Below are 11,981 nucleotides of genomic sequence, written 5' to 3' on the forward strand. Positions count from 1 at the left end.
AAAAAGGGGCAACAGACGTTGCCCCTTTTCTATCAACTCCCCGCACCACCATGCGCCTCTTCAAAGAAGTAATCCTTCCAGCTATCGGCCTTGTTCTTCAGCACGCCCAGCTCCTGCAACTTCTCGGCATAGATAAAGGTGCGCTGCGGCACCACAGTGAAATCGATTTCCGGGTCTTTGACGATTTGCTCCACTAGCGCCAGCGGCAGTTTCGACTGCTCGACACGAATGTACGCCTGAGCCGCCGCCGGTTTGTCAGCCTTGATTATTTTCTCGGCCTCGGCCAAAGCGTCGTAGAACGCCTTGTAGGTTTTCGGATTTTCGTCGTGGAATTTTTCCGTGGTGTACAGCACGTTGAATGTCGCTTGGCCGCCGAGCACGTCATAAGAGCTCAACACTTTGTGCACGTTGGGATTCTGCAGCGCCTGGTACTGGAATGGCGGGCTGGAGAAGTGCGAGTTGATTTCCGAGCCGCCGGCGATCAGCGCCGCCGTCGCATCGGGGTGCGGCAGGCTGACTGAGATGTCGTCGAATTTCTTGTACTGCGCGTCACCGAACTCCTTGGCGGTTTCGATCTGCAAGGTGCGCGACTGAAAGCCCACACCGGCGGCAGGCACGGCAATCCGGTCCTTGTCAGTGAAGTCCTTGAGCGTTTTGATGTTCGGGTTGTTGGTCAGCAGATAGTTGGGCATCGAGCCCAGTGCGGCGATGGCTTTGACGTTCTGTTTGCCTTTGGTGCGATCCCACACGGTGAGCATCGGCGGTACACCGGCAGACACTACATCGAGCGAACCGGTCAGCAGCGCTTCGTTCATCGCGGTGGCGCCGGAAATGCTGTTCCAGTCGACCTTGATGTCGAGACCCTGCGCCTTACCGTGTTTTTCGATGAGGTTCTGATCGCGCACTACATCGAGAATCAGGTAACCGATGCCGAATTGTTGAGCGATGCTGATCTTGCCTTCAGCCTGAGCGCCGGTGCTGAACAACGCACTCGCGGCCAGAGAAGCGGCCAACAGAGTCAGTGCGGAACGTTTGAACGGTGTGGCCATGACAACCTCGCAGCATGGGGTGGTTTGCTGAAAGGCCTGACTTTATCGCTATAAAAAACAGAAATTAAATACCTTTATCGCATATCGATAGCACGAGGACGTCTGGTGGGCAGAAGGCGCCGCGCGCTGTCGACGAAGGGTGTGACGATCAAGCCATACAGCGTGAGGTAACGCTCGCGATCGGCCTCGCCCGTGCCAAAGCGCAAAGGTTCCGGTGCCGAGGTGGTGAGGTAAAGCGTGCCGAACATCCAGTCCCAGATCGACAGATTGGTGGCGAAATTCTTGTTGTGGTGGCGTGGCGCATCGCTGTGGTGAATCTGGTGCTGCGCCGGGCTATTGAGCACGTGTTCGATCGTCGGTCCAAACGATAACCAGACGTGGCTGTGGCGCAGATTGGCCGCCAGGCTGTTGACGATCAACACCAGCCAGGTCACACCGAACAAGGTGTAACGGCTGATTTCCCCTCCGCACGCGTACCATATCACACCGGCAAATGCCCCAAGGCCGACCGTCATCACCAGTCGTTCTACCAGGGTTTCGACGATGTGAATCCGGCTCGCCGTAGCGGGCACCAGCACCGGCGCGGAATGATGAACCTTGTGAAAGTCCCACAGATAGCGCGAATGAAAGGCGCGATGAATCCAGTAATGCAGGAAGTCTCTGAGCAGGAACACACCCAAGCCGTAGCACAACGCAATCAATGGGTGATTCGGCACTTGTTCGCGGGCGCCCCACAGTTGGGTAAAAAACTGCTGATAGTCGCCGGAGCGCAGGATCCACGGATCGACCAGCGCCACAATCGGCAGCACCCAGACGACTTTGAGAACGGCTTTGATGAAAAAGTAGCGATAGTCCAGCCACGCCGAGCGATGTCCGAACACGCGACTGCCACCGATGAATTGCCAGAAGGAAATGGCTTCGGTGAGTTGTCGGGATTTTCTGTAGCGAAACAGGACGTAAGCGACGCTGTAGGACGCGACAAGAAAGGTCACGCCGAGGCGGCCATTCAGATCGAACAGACCGATGAACTGCCCGCTGACCGGGGCGATGATCCACCGATCAAGATGGACATAGAGTTGCGCGAGAACATCCACGGAGGCCGATCTCCATCAGAGGTCGGGCATTGTAAATCGCAACGTTTCGCAAGTGCAGCTTTTGCGGATCAAAGGATCATTGTTGTTGCCTGGTCTGCATACACAGCAAATGGTGGGCGAGCCTGCTCGCGAAAGCGTCGGCCCAGGTAAAAACTCTGTCGACTGGAACATTGCCTTCGCGAGCAGGCTCGCTCCTACACTGGATCTTCGTCGGCAGGTGACGGGTTTAACAGCCTGAAACAATAAATCCAGCGACAGCAATATCGCCGATTGCCCTGCCACATCAGGGCCGGTCAGGGCTGCAGACATTCCATCACCTTCAAAGAGCACCGCACCAGCGCATCAGATGAGCGCTTAAAAAGGCGATCAGACAGCTCACCCTTGGTATCATCGCCCACACTTTTATGACGATTTAATGGCTGGAAGGTCTTTTTTGTGAGCGCTCTTTTTAACCGGTTGCGGCAGCCACATGCCCGCCTTTTTTCGCTGATTGTTCTGGTGCTGGTGGTGCCGGTGTGCCTGCGTGCGGCGCTGGGCTGGTCGGCACCATTGGGCTATTTGTCGGACCTGGCCATCGGCAGCCTGCTGGTGGTGTTGCTGCATCGCCGGGCTTGGTGGCTGGCCTTGCCGGTATTGCTGTTTTGGGGATTGCTGGCGGTGGCGACCGCTGAACTGGTCAGCGCCGTCGGCCGTTTTCCGACGCCTTCCGACATTCATTATTTGATCGATCCGCAGTTCGTCGAGAACTCCACCGGTGGCGGGTTGGCGCATCCTGCCCTGGGCATCTCCTTGTTGCTGGCCCTGCTGTTCTGGTTGCTGACACAGTTTGCCAACCGCGATCTTCCGCGTCCGCCCCTGCCCCGCGCAATCTGGGGCGCACCGTTGGTGCTGTTCGCCGCACACTGGGGCGCGCAGAACCTGTGGCCGAGTGAAGCCGATCCATGGCGCCAGTACAACCTGCCGCATCAGTTGCTGGCCAACGAGGTCGCCGATCTGCAGATTCAGGCCGAGGAATGGCTGGACGGCGATGTCGAAGAACCTGCGCCGGCCATGGCCGGACTCACCGACGTCGACCTCAACGGGCAGAAACTGCTGGCCGCACCGGGGCAAGCGCGCAATGTGCTGGTCATCGCCCTGGAAGGCATTCCCGGCGCCTACATCCGCGCCAACCGCGAGGCCATCGGCAGCCACTATCAGGAAGACCTGATGCCGAATCTCAGCCGCTGGGCCGAGCGCGGCATGAACACCCCGGATTACGTGCTGCATACACACCAGACCATTCGCGGTCTGTACGCGATGCTTTGCGGCGATTACGACAAACTCAACAACGGCACGCCCAAAGGCGTGGAAATGCTTACCCTCAACGAGCGCAATCAGGCCTGCCTGCCGGCGCAACTGCGTGAACACGGCTTCAGCACGCACTATCTGCAAGGTGCCGGCCTGCGCTTCATGGCCAAAGACAAGATCATGCCGCACATCGGTTTTGATGCGACGCACGGTCTGGAGTGGTTCAGCAACAGCAACTATCTGGAATTCCCGTGGGGCAAGGATGACAAGGCGTTCTTCGAAGGTGCGCTGGACTATGTCGGCCAACTGAAAAAGCAGAAAAAACCGTGGATGCTGACTCTGCTGACCGTCGGCACCCATCAGCCCTACTCCGCGCCCGAGGAATACCTGGAGCGTTACGAAACGCCAAAACAGGCCGCCGTCGGTTATCTCGACGATGCACTGGAGCAGTTCCTCAGCGGCCTCGAACGCCAAGGCGTATTGAAAGACACGCTGGTGGTGATCACCTCGGACGAATCCCACGGCATCGACGGTGTGCGACTGGCCTCGTCGTGGGGCTTCAATCTGACCCTGGCGCCGGAGCATGAACAACTGCCACGACTGAACAAAGGCGTCTACGGTCACGTCGATCTGAGCACCTCGATCCTCGACTACTTCGACCTGCCGGTGCCTTCCGCGCTGAGCGGTCGCTCGCTGTTTCGTGACTACGACAGCGGCCGCGAAATCATGTCGTTCACCAACGGCAAACTGCGCTATCACAACGGTCAGGGGATCTTCTCCGAGTGCGACATGCCGCGTCGCTGCCGTTACTACGAAAGCACCGGCTTCATCGCCGACAGCGCCATCTATAAAGGCAACTACAGCGGCCACCCGGCCCGGCAAATCGCCGCCCGCGCCAATGCCCTCGACCTGTCGTTACTGCGCACACCGCTCAATCACCGATATCAGTTCGGCAGCACCAACGTCATCCCGCTGCAAGCGCAGATCAACGATGACTGGGCGGACAACCTGATCGGCGCGCAGTACCTGGAAATGCCCAAAGGCTCGCACACCCGCGTGCGCCTGACCGTACGCTCGGTCGATCCGCAACAGGCGGCGTACATTCAGCTCAAGGCCAAGGAGTTTGAACAGGATGTGCAGATCGGTTTGCCGCAGGAAATGGTGGCGACCGCCGAGCAGCCACTGCAAATGAACTTCAGCTTCGACAACCCGCAAGAGCGCAAAGCGTTTTCTTTCCATTTGCTGGGGTATGGGCTGGGTGCGGTTGAAGTGACGGATTTCAGTGTGATTACTGAATTGCCGGGACAGGAGGATACTTTGGATGAAACTTCGCAGATTGAAGAAGAGCAAGCCAGCTGATCAAATGCTTCCAGACAATTCCATGTAAAAACGGGGTACTAGTTGACGGCACCCCGCGTACTTATAACTAAGCTTTCGTCAAATAAAACCCGCCGACCATTGTTATGCCATCATCAAGTACAAGATCAAAAACTCCATGAATCGTATTGCGATCATCATTGAAAGTATAAACGGCGGAACCTTGGACGAAATCATAATAAACACTGCCCGACGCAACCTGCCAAGGCGCAGCAGAAGGGAGCTCGGACAACTCTATTTCATGAGGCCCATTACCCACTACATTGGCCATAAAACTCATCCACGTATTATTTCCAGGGCCAGCGCGAGAGAGAACGTAACAATAGGGCCCTTCGAATGAGAGAGCCACATCGTCAGCCGCATAAACCACCCCATTACTTAATTTCCCATAAACAAATCCTCCGTCAGTTCCTTTAGCTTCCAAGAAGGATTTAATACGCGCTTCAATAAGATTGCGGTCCATACATTCTCCTCAACGCACTTTTCATAGTTAAATTTTCGTTTGGAACGCTGCTACTGTAGGCGGGCACTCCTTTCTCGACCACTGTCATAAATACTAGTTTTTTATATCTATAAGAAATAAAAAAACTAGCCAGTAAACTTTTTTGCAACACGCTGAAGACTTTACCTATCAGCCTCCAATAGTCGGCCTATTAGCTGACTCCCCAAGTCGGGTCTAGCCTTACTAATCCGAAGTCGGCACGAGCCGGCCGTAGCAGACCTGATAAGGACCCGAACATGGCAAACGAATCGAAATGCCCGTTCAACCACGCCGCCGGTGGTGGTACGACGAACCGTGACTGGTGGCCGAATCAACTCAACCTGAAAATCCTCAGCCAGCATTCGCCCAAGTCCGACCCGCTGGGCAAGGATTTCGACTACGCCAAAGCCTTCAAGAGCCTGGATTTCCAGGCACTGAAACAAGACCTCACCGCACTGATGACCGACTCTCAGGACTGGTGGCCGGCCGACTTTGGCCATTACGGCCCTCTCTTCATCCGCATGGCCTGGCACAGTGCAGGCACCTATCGCACCGCTGATGGCCGTGGTGGCGCCGGTTCCGGTCAACAACGTTTTGCACCACTGAACAGCTGGCCGGACAACGTCAGCCTCGACAAGGCCCGCCGGCTGTTGTGGCCGATCAAACAGAAATATGGCCGCAATATTTCCTGGGCTGACCTGATCGTTCTCACCGGTAATGTCGCGCTGGAATCCATGGGTTTCAAAACTTTCGGTTTCTCCGGTGGCCGTCCCGATGTGTGGGAACCGGACGAAGACGTTTATTGGGGTTCGGAACACGAATGGCTGGGTGGCGACAGCCGTTACGGCAAAGACAAGTCCGCCATGCAGGAGCCCGGTGACGGCACGCTGGTCGCCGAGCCGGATTTGCATGGCGAAGAAGAGAGCCGCACCGATCAGGGCGAACGCAATCTGGAAAACCCGCTCGCCGCAGTGCAAATGGGCCTGATCTACGTCAACCCCGAAGGTCCGGAAGGCAATCCTGACCCGGTCGCTTCAGCTCGCGACATCCGCGAAACCTTTGGCCGCATGGCCATGAACGATGAAGAAACCGTGGCGTTGATCGCTGGCGGTCACGCCTTCGGGAAAACCCACGGCGCCGGCCCTGCCGATAACGTCGGCCCGGAGCCGGAAGCGGCCGGCCTCGAAGAGCAAGGCCTCGGCTGGCGCAACGCGTTCGGTACCGGCAAGGGTGCCGACACCATCACCAGCGGCCTCGAAGTAACCTGGACCACTACACCGACGCAGTGGAGCAACAATTATCTGGAGAACCTGTTCGGCTTCGAGTGGGAGCTGAGCAAAAGCCCGGCCGGTGCACACCAGTGGATACCAAAAAACGGCGCCGGTGCCGGCACCGTTCCCCATGCCCATGATCCGAGCAAAAAGCTTTCGCCAACCATGCTCACCTCTGACCTGGCGCTGCGTTTCGACCCGGCCTACGAGCAGATCTCCCGGCGCTTCCTCGCCAACCCGGATCAACTGGCCGACGCCTTCGCCCGCGCCTGGTACAAACTGATCCACCGCGACATGGGCCCGCTGTCTCGCTATCTCGGCCCGGAACTGCCGAACGAAGAACTGCTGTGGCAGGACCCGATTCCTGATGTCACACACCCGTTGATCGACGACAGCGATGCGGCTGCGCTGAAAGGCAAAATCCTTGCGTCAGGGCTTTCGGTGTCGCAGTTGGTCTCGACTGCATGGGCCGCAGTCTCGACGTTCCGCGGTTCGGATAAACGTGGCGGCGCCAACGGTGGACGCCTGCGTCTGGCGCCGCAGAAGTTCTGGCAGGCCAACCAGCCTGAGCAACTGGCCAAAGTGCTGCAAACCCTTGAGGGCATTCAGAACGAATACAACGGCGGCGCCACTGGCAAGAAAGTTTCGCTGGCAGACCTGATCGTGTTGGCGGGCAATGCCGGGATCGAACAAGCGGCGAAAAACGCCGGCCATTCGGTCACGGTGCCGTTCACACCGGGACGTGCGGATGCCTCGCAAGAGCAAACCGATGTCGACTCGTTCGGTTTCCTTGAACCGATCGCCGATGGCTTCCGCAACTACAGTAAGGGCAAATACACCGTTTCGGCCGAGGCGCTGCTGATCGACAAGGCGCAACTGCTGACCCTAACCGCGCCGGAGATGACTGTGCTACTCGGTGGTCTGCGGGTGTTGAACACCAACGTCGGGCAAACCCGGCACGGCGTGTTCACTTCACAGACTGAAGCGCTGACCAACGACTTCTTCACCAACCTGTTGGACATGGGCGTGGAGTGGAAGCCGACTTCAAGGGATGCCGATGAGTTCGAGGGGCGCGACCGTAAAACCGGCAGCGTGAAGTGGACGGCGACGCGGGTTGATCTGGTGTTTGGTTCCAATGCGCAGTTGAGGGCGTTGGCTGAGGTGTATGCCAGTTCGGATGCGAAGGAGCAGTTTGTTAAGGACTTTGTTGCTGCGTGGACGAAGGTGACGAATCTGGATCGGTTTGATTTGAAGTAATTTTCGGTGAATGAAAACGCCGCATTGGTTAATGCGGCGTTTTTTTGTGTGTACGGCTTCGAGAGTTGTGTTGATGCATAAATCTTACCCCCTCACCCCAGCCCTCTCCCCCAAAGGGGGCGAGGGGGGAAAGGGAGCCGATCTTCGCGCTGTTCAAAACCAGAGTTCGACTCCGGACGTTCAGGTTAGTGTATAGCGCAAAGACACCTCGGTCAGTCCCCTCTCCCACTGGGAGAGGGTTAGGGTGAGGGGCCTTTCAGATCCTGAGTTCGACTCGGTCATTCAGGTCGGCGTATAGCAAAAGACACCTCGGTCAGTCCCCTCTCCCACTGGGAGAGGGTTAGGGTGAGGGCCGGTCCACAGCTGGAACACCGACTCCAATCCACCATCAAGCCAGGCTCTTGCTCACCACTTCATACACATCACTCGACAACTGCCCCGACGCGCGAATCCGCTCCAACTCGCCCTTCATCAACGCCTGACGCGCACCGTCGTATTTGCGCCAGCGAGTCAGCGGTGCCAATTGCCGCGAAGCGATTTGCGGGTTGAAGCCGTTCAGCTCAATCACCAGATCCGCAAGGAAGCGATAACCCGAGCCATCGGCCGCGTGGAAGTTGATCAGGTTCTGCCCGGCAAACGCGCCGACCAGTGCACGCACCTTGTTCGGGTTCTTGATGTTGAACGCCGGGTGCTGCATCAACGCTTTCACACGTTCCAGCCCGCCCGGCAAGGTGCTGCCAGCCTGCACGCTGAACCACTGATCCATGACCAACGGGTTGTCCTTGAAGTGCTCGGCGAAACTGGCCAGTGCCAGCGCTTTCTGCTCTTCGAACGGCGAGTTGACCAACACCGCCAGCGCGGTCAGGCGCTCGGTCATGTTGTCGGCCGTTTCGAATTGCTCCAGCGCCGCCGCGAGGACTTCCGGCTTGCCGCTGAGCATCAGGTACGACAGCGCAATGTTCTGCAGCGCACGACGAGCAAAGTGCTCGGCTTCGGCCACGTACGGGGTTTGCTTCGACAGGTCACGGTTGGCCTGATAACGCAGCCACAACGCCTCGAACAAACCTTCGGCCAATTGCTGGCGAGCGAATTCACGGGCGATATGGATCGCCTCGACATCCGCCACTTCGCTGATTTCGGTGAGATACGCCTCACCCGGCAACGACAGCATTTCGGCGACCATCGCTTGATCCAGCGATTCGTCCGACAGCACCGTACGCAGTGCCGAGACCAGACGCGGGTCGAGCTTCAGGCTTTCGCCCTTCTGCTGCTGGCCGATCAGTTCTTGCAGCACTTGCACCGACAGTTGCTGACCGGCATCCCAGCGGTTGAAACCGTCGCTGTCGTGCTGCATCAGGAACATCAACTGATCGCGGTTGTACGGGAAGCTCAGTTTCACCGGCGCCGAGAAACCGCGCAGCAACGATGGCAGTGGCTGCTCAGCGATGTCGACGAAGGTGAAAGTCTGCTCGGCTTCGGTCACCGAAATTACGCGAGTAGTGCCTTGTGCCGATGCTTCGCCAGCCAGACGCAGGGCAATCTCGTTGCCTTTGCTATCGAGCAGGCCCAACTCGACCGGGATCACGAACGGCAGTTTTTCAACTTTGTCCGGGGTTTCCGGGCAGCTCTGGCGGAAGGTCAGGCTGTAGGTTTTCGCGGTGGCGTCATAAGACTCGCTCACCGCCAGACGCGGCGTGCCGGCCTGGCTGTACCAGCGCTTGAACTGGGTCAGGTCGACGCCGTTGGCATCTTCCATGGCTTTGATGAAGTCATCGCAAGTCACTGCCTGACCATCGTGGCGTTCGAAGTACAGATCGCTGCCTTTACGGAAGCCTTCGGCGCCGAGCAAGGTGTGGATCATGCCGACCACTTCCGAGCCTTTTTCGTACACGGTAAGGGTGTAGAAGTTGGAAATCTCGATGAAGCTGTCCGGGCGCACGGCGTGGGCCATCGGGCCGGCATCTTCGGCGAACTGGTGGGTTCGCAGATACGCGACGTCCTGAATGCGCTTGACCGTCGCCGAGTTCATGTCAGCGGAGAAGCCGGAATCACGGAACACGGTGAAGCCTTCTTTCAGCGACAGCTGGAACCAGTCGCGGCAGGTCACGCGGTTGCCCGACCAGTTGTGGAAGTATTCGTGGGCGACGATTGCTTCAACGCGTTGGTGCGCGGCGTCGGTGGCGGTTTCGGCGCGGGCCAGCACGGCGCTGGAGTTGAAGATGTTGAGGCCCTTGTTCTCCATCGCGCCCATGTTGAAGTCGTTGACGGCGACGATCATGAAGATGTCCAGATCGTATTCGCGACCGTAGACCTCTTCGTCCCAGCGCATCGACTTCTTCAGGCTGTTCATCGCGTGCTGGCACTTGTCGATGTTTTCCGGCTCGACGTAAATGCGCAATGCGACGTTGCGGTTGGTCATGGTGGTGAAGGTGTCTTCAACGCACCACAAATCACCGGCCACCAGCGCGAACAGGTACGCCGGTTTCATGAACGGGTCTTCCCAGGTTGCCCAGTGCCGGCCGTCTTCGCCCGGGCCCGAGGCAATCGGGTTGCCGTTGGAGAGCAGCACCGGATAGCTGTGTTGTTCAGCGACCACGGTGGTGGTGAACTTGCTCATCACGTCCGGGCGGTCGAGATAATAGGTGATCTTGCGGAAACCTTCGGCCTCGCACTGGGTGCAGAACATCGTGCCGGACTTGTACAGGCCTTCCAGCGCGGTGTTGGTTTCCGGGTGGATCTTGACGCTGGTATCGACCGTGAAGGTTTCGCTGGTCGGTTGCAGGGTCAGGTGGTTCTCGGACAATTGATAGTCAGCGGCGCCCAACTCTTTATCGGCCAGGGTCACCGAGAGCAATTCCAGCTGCTGGCCATCGAGTACCAGCGGCGGCAGGCCCGGGTCACGCGCCGGGTTGCGGCGCATCACCAACTGCGCGTGCACCAGGCTGTGATCCTCGAACAACTCGAAGGTCAGGTGTGTTTCGTCGATCAGGTACTCGGGCGCCTGATAGTCCTTGAGGTAAATCATCTTCGGTTGTTCGGTGCGCATGCTGAAGTCCTTATTGATGCACGGCGAGCTGATAAGCCGTGTATTTACGAATATTGATCACGCCGGTGTCGAAGATCAGGTACTGGCCTTTGATCCCCAGCAGCGTGCCTTCGGCAATCGGGTTCTTGTCCAGGTTGAAGCTGACGATTTTGGCCGGGTATTGCTCGACCGGATAGCGGATTTCCAGCGGTTCGACATCGGCAATGGTCTGAATAGCCTGTAGGCCGAATCGCTCCTGTAAACCTTGCAGGCCTTCAGCGCAGCTTTCGAATAACTGGTCACGTACCTGCGCCAGATCGACCGCCACCGCATCGCCCTTGAGCAACGCGCGCCAGTTGGTTTTATCAGCCACCTGGCTACGGAACAAATCTTCGACGAAGCCCGATTGCTGACGTGTCGACACGCGCATGATCGGCAATGCCTGACATGCGCCCTGATCAATCCAGCGCGTCGGCAGTTGCGTAGCACGAGTAATGCCAACCTTGATGCCCGACGAATTGGACAGGTAAACCACGTGATCGGTCATGCAGAACTGCTCGCCCCACGCTGGATCGCGACAGGTGCCGGCGTCATAGTGGCAACGCTCCGGGCTCATGATGCACAGGTCGCACTGCGCCAGTTTGGTCATGCACGGATAGCAGTAACCCTGGCTGAAACTGGTTTTGGTCTTGCGCCCGCAATGGGTGCAGTGGATCGCCCCCAGGTATTCCAGACGCACCGTAGTGCCGATCAATGGGTTGACCGGCACCTCGACGTCATCCAGACGAAACGCGTATTGCACGTTCGGCCCGTCCAGGCGCGCCGACATTTTGCTGATTGCACCGCGGCCAATCTCGATCAATGGATGGCATCCGACTTGAACAGGATGTTCGGCACTTCGATCGACTTCGATGCACATTCCTGCGGGCCCATGTAACCGGTGCGCTGGTCTTCAGGCAGGTTCTGGATTTCCCAGGCGATCATCGCCTGCAGCGACAGCTCGCGCTGTTCGGCGGTGAGCTTGCCACCGTCGGACCATTTGCCGATTTCCACGGCCAGTTTCAGACTCTCGTAGATGTCCGGGGTAATGTTGTTGATCATGTCGTTAAAAGAGGACATCAGGGTCTCCGTGCTCTTTAT

8 protein-coding genes are annotated in these 11,981 nt (G+C 57.9%); 2 read left to right on the top strand and 6 right to left on the bottom strand.

Annotation, left to right across the window (positions count from 1 at the left end):
- Window positions 1–32: 32 nt before the first annotated feature.
- Window positions 33–1,049 carry an ABC transporter substrate-binding protein gene (locus tag ACZZ0G_RS29645; RefSeq protein WP_038365959.1) on the bottom strand — a complete coding sequence of 339 codons (1,017 nt, stop codon included), beginning with the start codon at window positions 1,047–1,049 and terminating at the stop codon, window positions 33–35.
- A gap of 74 nt (window positions 1,050–1,123) precedes the next feature.
- On the bottom strand, window positions 1,124–2,143 hold the full coding sequence (locus tag ACZZ0G_RS29650) for a sterol desaturase family protein (RefSeq protein WP_463558697.1): 1,020 nt from the start codon (window positions 2,141–2,143) through the stop codon (window positions 1,124–1,126).
- 435 nt (window positions 2,144–2,578) lie between these two features.
- On the opposite strand from ACZZ0G_RS29650, the gene ACZZ0G_RS29655 reads away from it, so the two are divergent.
- Window positions 2,579–4,789, top strand: coding sequence for an LTA synthase family protein (locus ACZZ0G_RS29655; protein ID WP_463558698.1), 2,211 nt, complete (start codon window positions 2,579–2,581; stop codon window positions 4,787–4,789).
- A gap of 67 nt (window positions 4,790–4,856) precedes the next feature.
- On the opposite strand, the gene ACZZ0G_RS29660 is transcribed toward ACZZ0G_RS29655, so the two are convergent.
- Window positions 4,857–5,270, bottom strand: coding sequence for a hypothetical protein (locus ACZZ0G_RS29660; protein ID WP_463558699.1), 414 nt, complete (start codon window positions 5,268–5,270; stop codon window positions 4,857–4,859).
- 275 nt (window positions 5,271–5,545) lie between these two features.
- On the opposite strand from ACZZ0G_RS29660, the gene katG reads away from it, so the two are divergent.
- Complete coding sequence (gene katG / locus ACZZ0G_RS29665; protein WP_463558700.1) at window positions 5,546–7,816, top strand: catalase/peroxidase HPI; 2,271 nt, start codon at window positions 5,546–5,548, stop codon at window positions 7,814–7,816.
- Window positions 7,817–8,204: 388 nt separating this feature from the next.
- Here the strand turns inward: katG and pepN are convergent, their stop codons facing one another.
- The 3 genes from pepN to ACZZ0G_RS29680 are packed head-to-tail and all read right to left on the bottom strand — an operon-like array spanning window position 8,205 to window position 11,960.
- Window positions 8,205–10,862 carry an aminopeptidase N gene (gene pepN / locus ACZZ0G_RS29670; protein WP_463558701.1) on the bottom strand — a complete coding sequence of 886 codons (2,658 nt, stop codon included), beginning with the start codon at window positions 10,860–10,862 and terminating at the stop codon, window positions 8,205–8,207.
- 10 nt (window positions 10,863–10,872) lie between these two features.
- Complete coding sequence (locus ACZZ0G_RS29675; RefSeq protein WP_038366003.1) at window positions 10,873–11,703, bottom strand: DUF2797 domain-containing protein; 831 nt, start codon at window positions 11,701–11,703, stop codon at window positions 10,873–10,875.
- Complete coding sequence (locus tag ACZZ0G_RS29680) at window positions 11,700–11,960, bottom strand: YeaC family protein (protein ID WP_007919229.1); 261 nt, start codon at window positions 11,958–11,960, stop codon at window positions 11,700–11,702. The genes ACZZ0G_RS29675 and ACZZ0G_RS29680 overlap by 4 nt, the downstream gene beginning before the upstream one ends.
- Between the last annotated feature and the right edge of the window lie 21 nt (window positions 11,961–11,981).

This window comes from Pseudomonas sp. AC169 (genome assembly GCF_979258515.1).